Annotated in this window: 15 protein-coding genes; 7 read left to right on the top strand and 8 right to left on the bottom strand. The window is 71.7% G+C overall.

Annotation, left to right across the window (positions count from 1 at the left end):
* Nucleotides 1-23: 23 nt before the first annotated feature.
* Nucleotides 24-530, bottom strand: a complete 507-nt coding sequence (locus ACLQ2X_RS05480) for a MarR family winged helix-turn-helix transcriptional regulator (protein ID WP_425679827.1) — start codon at nucleotides 528-530, stop codon at nucleotides 24-26.
* 55 nt (nucleotides 531-585) lie between these two features.
* On the opposite strand from ACLQ2X_RS05480, the gene ACLQ2X_RS05475 reads away from it, so the two are divergent.
* Nucleotides 586-2,208, top strand: coding sequence for a DHA2 family efflux MFS transporter permease subunit (locus tag ACLQ2X_RS05475; RefSeq protein WP_425679826.1), 1,623 nt, complete (start codon nucleotides 586-588; stop codon nucleotides 2,206-2,208).
* Nucleotides 2,209-2,253: 45 nt separating this feature from the next.
* Here ACLQ2X_RS05475 and ACLQ2X_RS05470 read toward each other — a convergent pair whose 3' ends face one another.
* Nucleotides 2,254-3,693, bottom strand: coding sequence for a GuaB1 family IMP dehydrogenase-related protein (locus tag ACLQ2X_RS05470; protein ID WP_425679825.1), 1,440 nt, complete (start codon nucleotides 3,691-3,693; stop codon nucleotides 2,254-2,256).
* A 125-nt stretch (nucleotides 3,694-3,818) separates the two neighbouring features.
* Nucleotides 3,819-5,570 (bottom strand): acetyl/propionyl/methylcrotonyl-CoA carboxylase subunit alpha, encoded by a 1,752-nt coding sequence (locus tag ACLQ2X_RS05465; RefSeq protein ID WP_425679824.1) that lies wholly within the window; start codon nucleotides 5,568-5,570, stop codon nucleotides 3,819-3,821.
* A 133-nt stretch (nucleotides 5,571-5,703) separates the two neighbouring features.
* On the opposite strand from ACLQ2X_RS05465, the gene ACLQ2X_RS05460 reads away from it, so the two are divergent.
* The 4 genes from ACLQ2X_RS05460 (at nucleotide 5,704) to ACLQ2X_RS05445 (ending at nucleotide 9,507) form a co-directional block, all read left to right on the top strand.
* Nucleotides 5,704-6,306 (top strand): PadR family transcriptional regulator, encoded by a 603-nt coding sequence (locus tag ACLQ2X_RS05460; RefSeq protein WP_425680019.1) that lies wholly within the window; start codon nucleotides 5,704-5,706, stop codon nucleotides 6,304-6,306.
* A 117-nt stretch (nucleotides 6,307-6,423) separates the two neighbouring features.
* Complete coding sequence (locus tag ACLQ2X_RS05455) at nucleotides 6,424-7,383, top strand: ATP-binding cassette domain-containing protein (RefSeq protein ID WP_425679823.1); 960 nt, start codon at nucleotides 6,424-6,426, stop codon at nucleotides 7,381-7,383.
* 17 nt (nucleotides 7,384-7,400) lie between these two features.
* Nucleotides 7,401-8,156 carry an ABC transporter permease gene (locus ACLQ2X_RS05450; RefSeq protein WP_425679822.1) on the top strand — a complete coding sequence of 252 codons (756 nt, stop codon included), beginning with the start codon at nucleotides 7,401-7,403 and terminating at the stop codon, nucleotides 8,154-8,156.
* 64 nt (nucleotides 8,157-8,220) lie between these two features.
* Nucleotides 8,221-9,507, top strand: coding sequence for an MFS transporter (locus ACLQ2X_RS05445; protein WP_425679821.1), 1,287 nt, complete (start codon nucleotides 8,221-8,223; stop codon nucleotides 9,505-9,507).
* Between the two features lie 18 nt (nucleotides 9,508-9,525).
* Here ACLQ2X_RS05445 and ACLQ2X_RS05440 read toward each other — a convergent pair whose 3' ends face one another.
* The 5 genes from ACLQ2X_RS05440 to ACLQ2X_RS05420 all read right to left on the bottom strand — a co-directional run bounded on the left by ACLQ2X_RS05440 (nucleotide 9,526) and on the right by ACLQ2X_RS05420 (nucleotide 14,120).
* Nucleotides 9,526-10,179: an O-methyltransferase gene (locus ACLQ2X_RS05440; RefSeq protein ID WP_425679820.1), complete on the bottom strand. Its 654-nt coding sequence runs from the start codon at nucleotides 10,177-10,179 to the stop codon at nucleotides 9,526-9,528.
* A 9-nt stretch (nucleotides 10,180-10,188) separates the two neighbouring features.
* Complete coding sequence (locus ACLQ2X_RS05435) at nucleotides 10,189-10,845, bottom strand: Maf family protein (RefSeq protein ID WP_425679819.1); 657 nt, start codon at nucleotides 10,843-10,845, stop codon at nucleotides 10,189-10,191.
* Between the two features lie 10 nt (nucleotides 10,846-10,855).
* Nucleotides 10,856-11,995, bottom strand: coding sequence for a S8 family serine peptidase (locus tag ACLQ2X_RS05430; RefSeq protein ID WP_425680018.1), 1,140 nt, complete (start codon nucleotides 11,993-11,995; stop codon nucleotides 10,856-10,858).
* A gap of 1,360 nt (nucleotides 11,996-13,355) precedes the next feature.
* Nucleotides 13,356-13,811: a hypothetical protein gene (locus ACLQ2X_RS05425; RefSeq protein WP_425679818.1), complete on the bottom strand. Its 456-nt coding sequence runs from the start codon at nucleotides 13,809-13,811 to the stop codon at nucleotides 13,356-13,358.
* Between the two features lie 96 nt (nucleotides 13,812-13,907).
* A complete protein-coding gene (locus tag ACLQ2X_RS05420) occupies nucleotides 13,908-14,120 on the bottom strand; it encodes an acyl-CoA carboxylase subunit epsilon (RefSeq protein ID WP_425679817.1) in 213 nt (70 codons plus the stop codon).
* 91 nt (nucleotides 14,121-14,211) lie between these two features.
* Here ACLQ2X_RS05420 and ACLQ2X_RS05415 point away from each other — a divergent pair, with 91 nt between their 5' ends.
* A complete protein-coding gene (locus ACLQ2X_RS05415) occupies nucleotides 14,212-16,218 on the top strand; it encodes a protein kinase domain-containing protein (RefSeq protein ID WP_425679816.1) in 2,007 nt (668 codons plus the stop codon).
* Between the two features lie 88 nt (nucleotides 16,219-16,306).
* The gene (locus tag ACLQ2X_RS05410; protein WP_425679815.1) at nucleotides 16,307-16,519 is read left to right on the top strand and encodes a hypothetical protein; all 213 of its coding nucleotides are present in this window, start codon (nucleotides 16,307-16,309) and stop codon (nucleotides 16,517-16,519) included.
* The last annotated feature ends 9 nt before the right edge of the window (nucleotides 16,520-16,528 follow it).

Below are 16,528 nucleotides of genomic sequence, written 5' to 3'. Positions count from 1 at the left end.
CCAAACGATTTCTGAGGAACCCCTCAGCCGCGACTGCGCGGTGGTTCCTCCGGCGCGGTGGCGACGTACTCCCGCATCACCTCGGCGACCTCGCGCAGGAATGCGGCGGTGGCCTCGGCCTGCTCGGGGGTGAGCCGGGAGACCGCCCGGTCGACGCCGACAAGCATCGGGCGCAGCGCCTCCAGCACCTCGCCGACCGCGCTCTCGGTCACCTGGAGGCTGAGTCGCCGCCTGTCGTGCGGGTGCGGGGTGCGGGCGACGTGCCCCGCCTGCACCAACCGGTCCACGAGTGTGGTGGCCGAGGCGGACCGGATGCCGAGCCGGTTGCCGAGCTCGACCGGGCCCAACGGTTCGGGGCTGGAAATCAGATGGTCGATGGCCGCGGCGTCGGTGGGCCCCAGGCCGAGCCGGCGGGCCAGCGCCGCGCGGGTGTCCCCGGCGGTCCGCAGCACCTCGCGCAGCGCCCTGGAGGCGTCGCTGCGCGGCGGCGCGCCCGGCGAGGCGTCTCCAGTTGACGGCGCCCGTTCCATGAGATAAAGCTAGCATATCGAGTAGCTAGAAAATCTAGCTAAACGGGGAGGCGCAATGCGCGGCGACGGACGGGGGCGCTGGCTCGGGCTGCTGGCCCTCAGCCTCGGTGTGGCGATGATCATCGTCGATGCGACGATCGTGAACGTCGCGGTTCCGCAGATCATCCGGGACCTGGACATCACCTCCGCCGACGCCCAGTGGGTGCAGGAGGCGTACACCCTGGTCTTCGCGGCGTTGCTGCTTGTCGCCGGCCGTTTCGCGGACCGGTCCGGGCGGCGTCGGATGTTCCTCGTCGGTGTCGTCGTCTTCGCGGTGGCAAGCGTGCTGGCGGCGCTCGCCGGCTCGGGCGAGACGCTCATCGCCTCCCGGGTCCTCCAGGGGATCGGCGGAGCGATGATGCTGCCCACGTCGCTGTCCCTGCTCAACGCCAACTTCACCGGGCGGGAGAAGGGCATCGCGTTCGCCGTCTGGGGCTCCACGATCGGTGGCGCGGCCGCGCTCGGGCCGCTGCTCGGCGGCTGGCTCACCACCACGTACTCCTGGCGGTGGGCGTTCGGCATCAACGTGCCGGTCAGCCTGGCCGTGATCGGGGCGACCCTGCTCCTGGTCGGCGAGTCCCGCGACGACCGGGCCGACCGCGGTGTCGACCTGATCGGCGCGTTGCTCTCCGTGGTCGGCATGACCGGGGTGGTCTTCGCGCTGATCGAAGGTCGCACCTACGGCTGGTGGGAGCGGGAACGGCCGTTCAGCCTGTTCGGCCTGGACTGGACCGCGAGCATCTCGCCGGTGCCGGTGGCCGCGCTCCTGGGACTCGTCGCGCTCGGCGCCTTCCTGGCCCATCAGGTCCGCCGCAACCGGGCCGGCCGGACCGCGCTGCTCGACCTGTCGCTGTTCGGCATCGGCTCGTTCCGCAACGGCATCCTGGCCGCCGCGATCGTCAGCCTGGGCGAGTTCGGCCTGCTCTTCGCGCTGCCCCTGTGGTTCCAGAACGTACTGGGCTACAGCGCCTTCCGGACCGGCCTGGCGCTGCTGCCGCTCGCCGTCGGCAGCTTCCTGGCCAGCGGCATCGGCGCGCCGCTGACCCAACGCTGGGGCGCGGCGCGGGTGGTCCAGCTCGGCGTCGCCGCCGAGCTGGTCGGCGTGGCCGGGCTCGGCTTCGTGGTCGCGCCGGACACCCGCTGGTGGGCGCCGCTGGGCTTCCTGTTCGTCTACGGCGTCGGGGTCGGCCTGGCCACCGCCCAGCTCACCGGCGTCTCCCTGTCCGAGGTGCCGGTACGGCTCAGCGGGCAGGGCTCGGGTCTGCAGAGCACCGCCCGGCAGGTCGGCTCCGCGCTCGGCATCGCGGTGCTCGGCACCGTCCTCTTCGCCGGCCTCGGCGGCCTGCTCGGCGGCCGCCTGGCCGACCAGCCCGGCGTCAGCCCGGAGCAGCGCGACCAGGTGGTGACCGCGGTCAAGGAGAGTGCGGGCGCGGCGATCACCGGGCTGGAGGCGGACCCCCGGACCGCGCCGCTCGCCGAGGAGGCGAAGCAGGCGTTCTCCGACGCGACCCGGTACGCGGCCTTCGCCGGGGCCGGTTTCCTGCTCCTCGGTCTGGTGGCCTGCCTGCGCCTGCCGACGGTGCGCGCCGAGGAGACCGGGGACGCGCCACCGGCCGAGGCGACGCCCGCCCGGAGCTGATCCGGTCGGCCCCGCCGCTGCCAGGCGCGCGGGGCCCGGCCGGGATCACCAACTCGTCGGCAGCGGCATCCCCTCGGTGTAGCCGGCCGCGCTCTGCACACCGACGAGCGCCCGCTCGTGGAACTCGTCGAGGGTGCGCGCGCCCGCGTAGGTGAACGCGCTGCGCACCCCGGAGATGATCTCGTCGATCAGGTCCTCGACGCCGGGACGGTTCGGGTCGAGGTACATCCGGGCCGAGGAGATGCCCTCCTCGAAGATCGCCTTCCGGGCGCGGTCGAACGCGCTGTCCTCGGCCGTACGGGCGCTCACCGCGCGCGACGAGGCCATGCCGAAGCTTTCCTTGTAACGCCGCCCGTCGGCATCGGTGTAGAGGTCGCCTGGGGACTCGTAGGTGCCGGCGAACCAGGAGCCGATCATCACGTTGGAGGCGCCCGCGGCCAGCGCCAACGCCACGTCCCGCGGGTGCCGCACACCGCCGTCGGCCCAGACGTGGCGGCCCAGCGAGCGGGCCGCCGCCGAGCAGTCGAGCACCGCGGAGAACTGCGGGCGGCCCACCCCGGTCATCATCCGGGTGGTGCACATCGCGCCGGGCCCGACGCCGACCTTCACGATGTCCGCGCCCGCCTCGACCAGATCGCGTACGCCCTCCGCGGTGACCACGTTCCCGGCCGCCACCGGGACCGGCGGGTCGAGCCGGCGCACCGCCCGCAGCGCCTGCATCATCCGCTCCTGATGCCCGTGCGCGGTGTCCACCACAAGCGTGTCCACCCCAGCCTCCAGCAGGGCGGCGGCCTTCCCGGTGACGTCGCCGTTGATGCCCACCGCGGCGGCCACCCGCAGCCGACCCCGGTCGTCCACGGCCGGCTTGTAGAGCGTGGCGCGCAGTGCGCCCGGCCGGGTCAGCACCCCGACCAGGCGGCCCGCGCCGTCCACCACAGGCGCCAGCCGGCGCCGGCCCGCCGACAGCCGGTCGAATCCGGTACGCGGGTCCGCGTCCGCGGGCACCGTGTGCAACTCGGTCGACATGACGTGCCGGACCTGGGCGAAGCGGTCCACCTCGACGGTGTCCGCCTCGGTCACCACACCCATCGGCCGGCCGTCGGCGTCGACGACGACCACCGCGCCGTGCGAGCGCTTGGGCAGCAGGTGGATGGCGTCGCCGACGGTGTCGGTGGGGCCGAGGGTGATCGCGGTGTCGTGCACCAGGTGCCGCTGCTTAACCCAGCCGACCACGGTGGCGACGACCTCGATCGGGATGTCCTGCGGGATCACCGCGATCGCGCCGCGTCGCGCCACCGTCTCGGCCATCCGCCGGCCGGCGACCGCGGTCATGTTGGACACCACGAGCGGGATGGTCGTGCCGGTGCCGTCGGTGGTGGACAGGTCGACGTCGAGCCGGGAGCCCACCTCGGACCGGTTGGGCGCCATGAAGACGTCGTTGTAGGTCAGGTCGTGCGCGGGGACCGCGCCGTGAAGAAACCGCACCCGGCCATCATTCCCGCCCGGCGGCACTCCCGCCGCCGGTGGTGGTCAGCACCACCCGGCCCGCGCGGGTCAGGAAGGGGCCCTTCCTCTACCGCAGGCGTTAAGAAGGGGCCCTTCCTTACGCGTCAGGCGATGGTGCAGATCGCGGCACCGGCGGTGATCACCGCGCCGACCTCGGCGGCCAGCCCGCTGACCGTGCCGGCCTTGTGCGCGTGTAGCGGCTGCTCCATCTTCATCGCCTCCAGCACCACGACGAGGTCACCCTCGGCGACCTCGTCGCCGTCGGCCACGGCGATCTTCACGATGGTGCCCTGCATCGGGGAGGCGAGCGCGTCGCCGCTGACCGCGGCGCCCGCCTTGCCCCCGCCGCCCCGCCGGGCGGGCTTCTTCGCGGCGGGCGCGGCAGCCGCCGTACCCGCGCCGAGGCCGGCCGGGAGGACCACCTCCAGCCGCTTGCCGCCCACCTCGACCACGACGGTCTCGCGTTCGGCCGGGGCGTCGGTGGCGACCGCGGGGGCGGCGAACGCCGGCACGGTGTTGTCCCACCCGGTCTCGATCCACCGGGTGTGCACGGTGAACGGCTCTGCGGTGAACGCCTCGTCCCGGATCACCAGGCGGTGGAAGGGCAGCGCGGTGGCCATGCCCTCGACCACCATCTCGTCGAGCGCCCGACGGGCCCGCTCCAGCGCCTCGGCACGCGTCTCACCGACGATGATCACCTTGGCGAGCAGCGAGTCGAAGTTGCCGCCGATCACGTCGCCGGCCGAGATGCCGGTGTCCACCCGGACGCCGGGACCGGAGGGCAGGCGAAGGGCGGTGACGGTGCCCGGGGCGGGCAGGAAATTGCGGCCCGGGTCCTCGCCGTTGATGCGGAACTCGATGGCGTGCCCGCGCGGAGTCGGGTCCTCGGTGAAGCGCAGCTTCTCTCCGTCGGCGATGCGGAACTGCTCGCGGACCAGGTCGATGCCGGCGGTCTCCTCGGTCACCGGGTGCTCGACCTGGAGGCGCGTGTTGACCTCCAGGAACGAGATGGTGCCGTCCGCGCCGACCAGGTATTCCACCGTGCCGGCGCCGTGGTAGCCGGCCTCCCGGCAGATGGCCTTGGCGCTGTCGTGGATCTGGGCGCGCTGGGCGTCGGTGAGGAACGGCGCGGGCGCCTCCTCGACCAGCTTCTGGTGGCGGCGCTGCAACGAGCAGTCCCGGGTGCCGACGACGATGACGTTGCCGTGCTGGTCGGCCAGTACCTGTGCCTCGACGTGGCGGGGCTTGTCGAGGTAGCGCTCCACGAAGCACTCGCCCCGGCCGAACGCGGCGACCGCCTCCCGGGTGGCCGACTCGAACAGGTGCGGGATCTCCTCCATGGTGCGGGCGACCTTGAGGCCGCGCCCGCCGCCGCCGAAGGCCGCCTTGATGGCCACCGGCAGGCCGTGGTCGGCGGCGAACGCCGTCACCTCGCCCGCGTCGGCCACCGGGTCCGGGGTGCCGGGGACCAGCGGCGCGCCGGCCCGCTGCGCGATGTGCCGGGCGGTGACCTTGTCGCCCAGGTCACGGATCGCCTGCGGGGTGGGGCCGATCCAGGTCAGCCCGGCGTCGAGGACGGCCTGGGCGAAGTCGGCGTTCTCGGAGAGGAACCCGTAGCCGGGGTGCACCGCGTCGGCGCCGGCGCGGGACGCGACGTCGATCAGCTTGTCGATGCGCAGGTAGCTGTCGGCGGCGGTGTCCCCGCCCAGGGCGTACGCCTCGTCGGCCAGGGTGGCGTGCAGGGCGTCCCGGTCGGAGTCCGCGTAGACGGCGACGCTGGCCAGGCCGGCGTCGCGGCAGGCGCGGATGACGCGGACGGCGATCTCGCCGCGGTTGGCGATGAGAACCTTGCGCACCTTGGTGGCTCCTCCCGGGAGGTCGTTGCCGGGAGTGTATCGGCCGAGCTGGGCGGCCTAACGATCGCTCAGTGTGGGATGCCGCACTGTAGTCAAACTTGGTTATTACGCTTGCCCGGTGTCAGCGACGCGGATGATGATTCTCGGTCTGGTCAGGTGGATGCAGCCGGTGCACGGCTACGACGTGCGCCGTGAGCTGTTGAGCTGGAGCGCGGACAAGTGGGCCAACGTGCAGCCTGGGTCGATCTACCACGCGTTGCGCAAGCTCACCGAGGAGGGGCTGCTGCGGACCGTCTCGGTCGAGCAGGTGGGCGCGCGCCCGGCCCGCACCACCTACGAGGTGACGGCGAAGGGGGAGGACGAGTTCGAGACCCTGCTGCGGGCGCAGTGGTGGCAGGTCAACGAGTCGCCGGACCCGTTCACGGCGGCGTTCTCCTTCCTGCCGGCGATGCCGCGCGAGGAGGCCGCCGCGGCCCTGCGGAACCGGGCGAACCTGCTCCGCGCCGGGGTGGAGTCGATGCGCGCCTCGCTCGACTCGGACTGGGTGCGCAACCGCAGGCCGGTGCACGTCGGGTGGATGTTCGAGCTGTGGCTGGGCCGGGCCGAGGCGGAGATGCACTGGTGCGAGCGGATCGCGGACCGGATCGAGTCCGGGGTGTCGTACCTGCCCGCGGGGATGGAGCGGGACGACGTCCGGCCGGGCGGGGGGTCGACCGACGTGGGTGACACGGAATAATCAACGTTGACCATAGAAGCTATATCGCGATACCGTCAGCGCAATCGCGGGGAGGACTGCGTCTCCTCGCGGACGATCGGCGGCCGGTCAGGCCCGCCCGGACGACCAGGAGCAGACATGATCGAGACCAGGGGGCTGCGGAAGTCGTACCGCTCCCGCGCCGGTCGCCAGACGAAGACCGTGGACGCGGTACGCGGCGTCGACCTCGACGTCGCCCAGGGGGAGATCTTCGGGTTCCTCGGGCCCAACGGCGCCGGCAAGACCACCACCCTGCGGATGCTCGCCACCCTCATCGAGCCGGACGGCGGCCAGGCCACCATCGCCGGGGCCGACCTGCGCAAGGACCCGGCCGAGGTGCGCCGCCGCATCGGTTACGTCGCCCAGGGCGGCAGCACCTGGGACGAGTCCACCGCCCGCGAGGAACTGGTGCTCCACGCCCGCCTCTACGGCATCTCCAAGACCGACGCGCACCGGCGCGCCGCCCGCGCATTGGACGCCTTCGAGCTCAGCGAGTACGCCGACCGCAAGTGCAAGACCTACTCCGGCGGTCAACGCCGGCGGGTGGAGATCGCACTCGGCATCATCCACGAGCCGAAGATCGTCTTCCTGGACGAGCCGACCGCCGGCCTCGACCCGCAGAGCCGCGCGCACATGTGGGACGAGATCCGCCGGCTCCGGGCCGAAGGCATGACCGTCTTCATCACCACGCACTACCTGGACGAGGCGGACGCACTCTGCGACCGCATCGCGATCATGGACCACGGCGATTTGGTCGCCGAGGGCACGCCGGCCGACCTGAAGCGGGAGATCTCCGGCGAGGTGCTGCTCGTCGGCCTGGACACCGCGAGCACCCCGCAGGCCGCCGAACTGCTCGACACCGAGGCGTACGTCAGCAAGCTGGAGACCGTCGACGAGGGCGGCCTGCGCCTCTACGTCGACGAGGGCGCCACCGCCATCCCGCAGGTGCTGCGCCGTCTCGACCACGCGGGGGTGGGCCTGCGCTCGATCGAACTGCACCGCCCCAGCCTCGACGACGTCTTCCTGACCAAGACCGGCCGCTCGCTGCGCGAGTCCTGACCACCGGAGAAGCTGTCATGAAACTCGCCCGCGACACCTGGCTGATCTTCCAGCGCCAGACGCTGCTGCTCGTGCGCAACCCGGTCTGGATCTTCGTCGGCGTCTTCCAGCCCGTCATGTACCTGCTGCTGTTCGCCCCGCTGCTCAAGCCCGCGCTGAACGCGCCGACGCAGGCCGCCGCGTACAAGATCTTCGTGCCCGGCCTGCTGGTGCTGCTGGCCATCTTCGGCGGACTGTTCCAGGGCTTCGGCCTGATCGCCGAGTTGCGCGCCGGGGTGATCGAACGCTCCCGGGTCACCCCGGTCAGCCGGCTCGCCCTGCTGCTCGGCCGTTCACTGCGCGACGTGGTCTCGCTGCTCGTGCAGGCCGTCATCATCACCCTGCTGGCGCTCCTGTTCGACCTGCGGGTCTTCCTCGGCTACCTGCTGCTGGCCTACCTGCTGCTCGCGCTCATCGCGCTGATGACCTCGGCCGCCTCCTACGGCGTCGCCCTCAAGGTCAAGAGCGAGGACGCGTTGGCCCCGCTCATGAACACCGTCGCGCAGCCGGTGCTGCTGCTCTCCGGCATCCTGCTGCCACTCACCTTCGCCCCCGGCTGGCTCCAGGGCGTGGCCCGGTGGAACCCGTTCTCCTGGGCGGTCGAGGGCACCCGCGCGCTGTTCGACGGCGACCTCGGCAACGACCGGGTCTGGCAGGGGCTGGGCATCATCGCGTTCCTCGCCGCCGCCGCCGTGGTGTGGGCGGCCCGGCAGTTCGCGCGCAGCGTCCGCTGAGGAAGGGCGAGAGCTACCTCTCGGCATCGGCGGGGCACCGGCTCGGCGCGCGTAGCGTAGGCCGGTGCCCCGCCTCACCCGTGACCGGATCACCTGGCTGGCCTACGCCCAGCTGGGGCTGTGGGGCTTCTTCCTCTACGGGTTCGGTCCGGTCGTACCCCTGCTCCGGGACGAACAGGGCACCAGCGCCGCGGTCGCCGGCCTGCACAGCACCGGCATCGCGGTCGGCGCGCTGGTCGGCGGCGCGCTGTTCGCCCCGATCGCCCGCCGCTTCGGTCGCGGCCCGGCCATCTGGCTCGGCCTCACCGGCGTGGCCGTCGGCGTCACCGGGCTCGGCCTGCTCCACCCGCTGCCCGCTACCATCGCCGCCGTAGCGGTCGTGGCCACCGCCGGGATGTTCGTCATCAGCGGCGTCAACGTGGTCCTCACCGCCCGCCACGGCCGCGCCGCCCCCGCCGCGCTCACCGAGGCCAACGCCGCCTGCGCCGGCATGGGCATCCTGGCGCCGCTCGTCATCGGCGCGGGCGTCGACTCCGGCGTGGGCTGGCGACCGGCGATGGCCGTCGAGGTCGGGCTGATCACGGTGCTCGCGGCGGTCGCGCTCACCTTCCGGGTACGCCTGCCGAAGCGCGCCCCCGCTGCCGCGGCTGCCGGCGCGCCGGTCCCCGCCACCACCTCGGTGTCCGCCCTTCCTGTCTCCGCCCCGGCCGGGGCACCCGAGATCGTGGACAGTCGTCGTTCCGGCGGCGCGACGGAAACCGCGCGAGATCCGGACGCGGACCGGAGGCGGCTGCCGCGGGCGTACTGGATCGCCTGGGTTCTCATGTCGGTCACCGGATCGATCGAGGTCTGCCTGTCGCTGTGGACCGCCGACGTGCTCCGGACGCATTCGGGGTTGAGTGCCGGCGGGGCGTCGGCGGCCGTCGCGGCGATCGTCTGCGGCATGTTCGTCGGCCGGGCCGTCGGTGGCCGGGCGGCGTTGCGCTGGCCGCCGGTGCCGCTGCTGCTCGGCGCGCTCGCCGTCTCGCTTGCCGGATTCGCGCTGTTCTGGGCCAGCCCGGTCGGCTGGCTCGCGGTGATCGGCCTGGTCGTGCTCGGGCTGGGCAACGCGCTGCACTACCCGCTGGCCATCTCCATCGCGTTGGCGGTGGCCGGGCCGGCCGCCGACCGGGCGGCCGGCTGGTCCGCGTACTCGATGGCTGTGGGTTTCGGGATCGCGCCGGTCGCGCTGGGTTGGGTGGCCGACGGCGTGGGGCCGCACCTGGCCTTCCTGTTACTGCCCGGCTTCATCGCGCTGGCGGTGTCGCTGACCGTACGGCTGGGCCGCGCCCTGCGTCCCGCGCTCGCGTGATCACGCCACCTCGGCGGTTCAGCGCACCCGGGCGAGCGTGACACCGTCGGCGATGGGGAGCATGACCGCTTCGACGCGCACGTCCGCGACCACCTGGTCGTTGAACGCGACGATCGCCCGGTCGGCCTCGTCGCGCGGGGCGAGCACCCGACCGTCGCGCAGCGTGTTGTCGACGGCGATGACCGCGCCGGGCCGCATCCGGGGCACCAGTTCGTCCCAGTAGAGCGGGTACCCGACCTTGTCGGCGTCGATGAACGCGAAGTCCAGGTAGCGCTCCCGGGGCAGTTCGCGCAGCGTGTCCGCGGCCGCGCCGATGCGCAGTTCGATCCGGTCGGCGACGCCCGCGCGCGCCCAGTACCGCCGGGCCACACCTGTGTACTCCTCGGAGATGTCGAAGCAGGTCAGTCGGCCGTCCTCGGCGAGCCCGCGGGCGATCGCCAGCGAGGACAGGCCGGTGAACGTGCCCACCTCGACGGCCTGCCGTACGCCGAGCAGCCGGGTCAGGAAGGTGAGGAACGCGGCCTGTTCCGGTGCCACCTGCATGGTGGCCTCGGCCGGCAGGGCGGCGAGGGTCTCCTCGGCCAGGTCTCGCACGATCTCGTCCGGGGCGGACCCGTGGGCCACCAGGTAGGCGTGCAGTTCCGGGGTGAGCGGTAGCGGCTTCGTCGTCATGCCCGGACGTTAGCCGAGATGTTCGATTTCTTGGCCCCCGGGCGCGGCCTTCGTCCACAGGTCCACGATGCTCAACTCCAGGTCGGTGAGCAGGCGGCGCAGCAACGGCAGGGACAACCCCACCACCGTGCCGGGGTCCCCTTCGATCCCGGTGAGGAACGCCCCACCCAGCCCGTCGATGGTGAACGCGCCGGCCACCGCCAGCGGCTCACCAGTCGCCACGTACGCGGCGATCTCCTCGTCGCTGACGTCGGCGAAGTGCACGGTCGTCGAGGCGACCGCCTCCGCCCGGGTTTCGTGCACCACGTCGATCAGACAGTGCCCGGTGTGCAGTACGCCGCTGCGACCGCGCATCCGCTGCCACCGCCGGGTGGCGTCCGCCGGGTCGGCCGGCTTGCCCAGGATCTCGCCGTCGAACGCGAGCACCGAGTCGCACGCGAGCACCAGCGTGCGCTCGTCCGGGCTGGGCCGCAGGCGGCCGAGCACGGCCTGCGCCTTGAGCCGGGCCAGTTCCAGGCACAACTCCTCGGCGCTGTCGCTGACCACCTGCGACTCGTCGACCCCGCTCACCAGCACGTCGGGCTCGATGCCGGCGGCCTGGAGCAGCTTGCGGCGGGCGGGACTCTGCGAGGCGAGCACGAGGCGCAACGGTACGGAGGTCGACACCCCGCCGACGCTACCGGCTGATCCTCGGCGGCGGGTCGTCGGCACGTCGGTGTCGCCGCCGTCGCCAGAACAGGTATCCACCGCCAGCGGCCACCAGCACGCCCAGGGTGGCGAGCCCGCCGGCCGAGGCGCTGTCGTCACCCGTGTCGGGGGCCGCCGTCGCCGCCGTCGAGGCGGGGGGAGTGACCGCGGAGGACTCGAACCCGAGTGGGGGGACATCGGCGGTGAGGGCGGCGACCAGGTCGATGACGCCGTAGCCGTACTGGTCGTCCCGGCCGGGAGGTCCCTTGTCGACGGCGGTGGCGGTCAGGCGGTGCGCGACCTCTTCGGCAGGGAGGTCGGGGAACTTGGAACGGATGAGAGCGGCGGCCCCAGCAACAATCGCCGTGGCATCCGACGTGCCATTACTCCGACGATACCGGCCTCCAAGGCCGGTGGTGTAAATGTCGACTGCAGGAGCGACAACATCCACATCTGCCCCAGAAACGGAGAAACTGGCTTGGTTGCCCCGCCTATCTATTCCGCCAACAGCAATTACGCCCGGCTCCGTTGCTGGATAGCTGACCGAACTCTCGCTTGGCGCATTACCGACGGCGGCTACTACGACGATATTTGCTTTCAGTGCGTCGCTGACCGCGGCCTGCATGCGAGGGGTAAGCGTGCTTGCGGCAGAGATGCTTATAACATCTGCGTGCCGGGTTGTTGCATACTCGATGCTGGCTGCTAAATCGTCAGGTTGTCCTAGTCCATTCGCCGGCGTGTCACGGATCGGGAGGATCTTAGACTTCGGTGCGATTCCGAGCACCCCTACGCGGCCGCCTCGGCCATGCGCCGCGATGAGGCCGGCCATCCCGGTCCCGTGACCGTTCGCGTCTCGGAAGCCGTCTCCGCTTCCACCCAGAATAATGTCTGCTCCGCGAAGTAGATTGCTCGCTAGATCTGGGTGGGCCTCTACCCCCGTATCAGGAACCGCTACAACGGTGCCTTCGCCTTGACTGAACTGATGAGCTTCACCGACTTTCAAGAAGCTCAGATGCCACTGATCACTCCTCACGCGCTCGGACCCATCTCTAGCCGATGGCGACGTCACCGTTGGCGAGCCGGTCGCCAAGAAGATCGCGAGTGAAGTTGTCAAGCTTCTTGCTAGCAGCGAAGTGCGGGGGATCACCGCTCAAAACCGATTGCAGGGCCCGGATCGATAGGCCCTTCATTGGGCGGTTCCAAAACGGGCTCGACGCCACGTTGAACTGCCCAAGGGTTGTCTGGGTCCCATCGTTGTTCGGATATTCTGGCGATGTCCTTGCTGTGCTGCCTGCCGTGTGGAGTGGGAGTGCTGGGAGCGCCGCCGAGGGGAGTCAGGCCGGGAGCGCCCAGGTTAGGTCCTCTACCGGAGCTTGGCCGAGAACCTGCAGATCCTGCTGGCGCAGTACCGGCTGAACCTCCTCCAATAACTCCGCCTAAGGGATTGACGCGCTTCGTCGGGCTTCCTGATCGAGGCTGATTTATTGAGGCGCCAGGAATCATCCCATTGGATGCGGGAGGATGCGGGGGCGGCTGTTGGCTAGCGATCCTCCTAGCAGCTGCGCCGGTTCCGATTGAAGTGGGTCCGGTGCCCTGGCTGGGTTTTGGGGTGAGGGGGGTGCTCGCGGCACCAGACTGCGTATTGGGGAGAGCGGAAGGCCCAGCTGATGGTGGCGCCGGGTGAACGGCAGCGCCTGAACCCGCGTTGCCGAGAATTGGACCTCCGCCTATAACGGAGCCGGTGGCAGCGCCATTCTGTTTAATCGGCAAGTTCGCCGAAGGGCTTGTTTTGCGTATCGGGCCTGGAGCGGTCGGTGCAATCGGAACTGCAACAACAGGAGGAATGATTGGTGCCGGGACTGAGGCAAGATATGGATCGGACGAGCTTTGGTCTGCCCGTGGCGTAGGGCGCGCTGGTGCTGGGGCTGGAGGGCGTTGGAGCATCACCTGGGCCTGCTGGAGTTCGCCGCTCAACCCCGTCATCAACCCCCGCGCCCGTATGTTCAACTGTTCCAGGTCGTCGTCCGTGACCGGGGGACGCTCCGGCAACCGGCTGCCCGCCACGGCCTTCGGGTCGGCGATCATCGCCTCGTACGCCTGCTTCCGCGTGCGCTTGGTCACGTACTCCTCGTGGAGGGGTTGTAGCGCGGCGCGTGCGCTGCCGATGGCGCGGGCGGCGGCGGCGAGCGCGTCGTAGTTCGCGGCGGCGGCGTCGTGGGTGCGTTGCACGCGGTCGATGAGCTGGTCGAGTTCGCCGATGTACGCCCGGGCGGCGGCGTTGGTCTCCGGCGGCCACGCCCCGGCGAGAGCGCGACGGTATTCCTGAAGCCGGCTCAGGTGGGTCAGTGCCAGGTCGCAGACCTTGCGCCACCCGGCGACCTGCTTCCACTGGCCGGTGGTGTCCTGATCCTGGAGGCAGGCCCACATGTTGAGCACGTTCATCAGTGGCCAGTCGGTCAGCCCGGAGGTGCGTCCGCTGCCCCGCTCGATCATGGCTGGATCACCTGGTTCTGCTCGGCGGTGGTCGGGTCGGCGAGTGGCGGCATCGGGCGGGCGACCACAGTGGAGGTCGCGTCGGCGAGGTCACGTTCGACGCCGGCGACCCGGGCGGAGGAGAACGCGTCGGAGTCGGAGTAGCGGGCGGCGATGCGGCCGGCGGCGTCGGCGAGCCTGTCGGTGGCGGGTGCCAGGTCCCACACGGCGCTGACCGCGGCGATCTGCGTCTCGTGGTGGGCCTGGAGGAAGTGGACCAGCTCGATGAAGGCGTCGGCCGGGTTGGGCACCGGGGCCTTCATGTCGTCGGCGATGTAGGACAGGTGGGGCGCGTAGTTGCGGGCCACCTCGTCCTGCAGCCGGTCGGCGAACTGCCGCATCTGCCGGATGTCGGCCTCGATGCCGCCGTAGTTACGCAGCCAGCCGGCTGGCTGGTTGTCCTCCGGGATCATCGGGCCTCCCTGTCACCACGCGGTTTCCCTCAGTGAGGTTAGTGGTTCCGCGCGGTTCCCGGCAGCCCCGCTCGGCGGTCGCCTGCCGGAAGGGCGTCAGCGGGGTAGGCCGGAGGCCCGCCACGCGCCGGGGCCCGCCGTCGGCCCGGCCAGGGCGGGACGGCCGCTGCGTGCCCACTGCGACACGGGGGCGGGCGCGGCGACCTGGACGGGGCGGGTGCGTGCCACGATCGCACCGACCAGAGCGGCCAGCTCCTCGGCGGTGGGCACGCCACGGACGATGCGGAACAGCGGCTCGTCGGCAGACATGGGCCCAGGGTACGCGGCGCGAATTCGACCTTCGCCGTACAGTGGCGTGCCGGCGGTGTAGGCGTGGCAGCGGCCGGGTACGGTCTCTGCGATGTCGAACCCGCTTCCCCAACTCGTCGCCGATCGGTACCGGCTCATCACGCCGCTCGGTCAGGGCGGCATGGGCCGCGTCTGGAAGGCGCGGGACGAGGTGCTGCACCGGGACGTGGCCATCAAGGAACTGGTGCCGCCGCCCGGCCTGACCCCGGACGAACGCCGCGAGATGCGCGAGCGGTCGCTGCGGGAGGCGCGGGCCATCGCCCGGCTCAACAACGTCAACGTGGTCCGCATCTTCGACGTGCTGCGCACCGACGGCGACCCGTGGATCGTCATGGAGTACGTCGCGTCGAAGTCGTTGCAGGACACCATCGCCGAGGACGGCCCGGTCTCGGTGGCCAAGGCGATCGACATCGGCCTGGGTGTGCTCGGCGCGTTGAACGCCGCGCACAAGGCCGGCGTCATGCACCGTGACGTCAAGCCGGGCAACGTGCTGCTCGGTGAGGACGGTCGGGTGGTGCTCACCGACTTCGGCCTGGCCACCATTCCCGGCGACCCGAACGTGACCCGCACCGGCATGGTGCTGGGCTCGCCCGCGTACATCTCGCCGGAGCGGGCGCGCGACGGCACCGCCGGGCCGGAGGCCGACCTCTGGTCGCTGGGCGCGACGCTCTACGCCGCCGTCGAGGGCAAGTCGCCGTACGCGCGCCCGTCGGCGATCGCCACGCTGGCCGCGCTCGCCACCGAACCGATGCCGCCGCCGCGCAACGCCGGGCCGCTCAAGCCGGTCCTCCAAGGGCTGCTGCGCAAGGACCCGGAGGAGCGGATCACCGCCGAGGTGGCGGAGCGCATGTTGCGCAAGGCCGGCGGCCGGCGGGCCAGGGGCATCTCGCTGCTGGACGGCGTACGCCGCCCGGGGCCGAACGGTCCGCGGGCCCCGCGACCGCCGCTGGTGCCGGCCCCGCGACCGGCCGACGACCAGGCCGAGCACGCAAGCACCTCGGCGTCCGGGATCGCCGCGGCCGGGGGTACGGCTGCCGCGGTGACCGCGGCGGCGAACGCGCCCGGCCCGGACGCCGACCCCACCGCGAAGGTGCCCGCGCCGGCAGCCGAGCCGACGGCGAAGCTGGACGCGGCGCCCCCGGTGCGCGAACCGTCGATCGACGACACGCGGCTCGACGACGAGGCCCGGTCCGACGACGCCGCCCCGGTGCTTGACGAGACGCGGCTCGACGGGGAGCCGGTGGCCGCCGGTCCGGCGCCGGTGAGCCCGGCCACGACCGGTTCCGCGCCGGTGGGCCCGGCGTCGTCTGCCGGCCGGGCGACCGTGCTGCCGGGTGCCAAGCCCGCGCCGAACCGGCGCAACCTGCTGATCGGCGCGCTTGTGCTGTTGCTGCTCGTCGGCCTGGTGGTGGCCGTGCCGCTGCTGGGCGGCGGGGGCGACGAGGACGGTGACCCGCCGACGGCGGGCACCTCCGCCGCGTCCGAGGCCCCGGCCGGGCCTGGTGGTAGCGCCGCGCCTGGTGGCAGCGCCGTCCCGAGCGCGCCGCCGAGCAGCGCCGCACCCAGCCCCACCCCGTCGGCGCCCAGCCCGTCGGCGTCGAGCTTCGCGTTGCCGGCCGGCTGGCGCTACTACACCGGCTCGAACGGTTTCAAGGTGCCCATCCCGAACGGCTGGCGGGCCCGGCCCAGCGGCAACCAGGTCGTGCTCTTCGAGGCCGGCGGCGCCCGACGGGTGCTGCTGGTCGAGTGGACGTCCAGTCCGGAGAAGGACGCGGAAGCCGACTGGTGGGACAAGGAGCCCAAGCGGCGCAACTACGTGACCAACTACCAGCGAATTGGCATCACCCGGTGTGACGGCTACTACCGGACCTGCGCCGATTGGGACTGGCTGGAGACGCGCAACAGCGGCACCCGTTTCCACGTGCGTAACCGGGGCTTCGTGCCGGCCACCAACCGGGGCTTCGCGCTGCGCTGGGAGGTGCCGGCGAAGGACTGGGACGCCAACCTGGCCAACTGGGAGATCATCACCAAGGGTTTCGTGCCGGACCGCCAGAACTGAGCCGGGAATACCGCGCCCGCGAAACTGACTCGCATGACTTTCCGTAGTTGGGGGTATGAATACCTCCGACGACGGAAGGAGGCGCGACATGGGTTACCGACGTAGGGACGCGGGCCCGCGGTTGGCACTGTGGATGCTGATCGCGCTCGGCGACGTCGTTCTGCTCCTGATCGCCGCCGGGCTGTCCGCGCCGGTCGCGGTCCTCGGCGTGCTGACGCTCACCCTCGGCGGTGTGGCGGCGTGGCGTCTGCTGCGGCGGACCGCGGTGCCCGTGCCGGCCGCCGCGCGCCGCAGAGCCTGAACGACGTAC

It is taken from the genome of Micromonospora sp. DT31 (assembly GCF_049841795.1).
Classification (GTDB): domain Bacteria; phylum Actinomycetota; class Actinomycetes; order Mycobacteriales; family Micromonosporaceae; genus Micromonospora.
The sequence above is the reverse complement of the archived record's forward strand: the minus strand, read 5'-3'. Positions and strand labels throughout refer to the sequence as shown.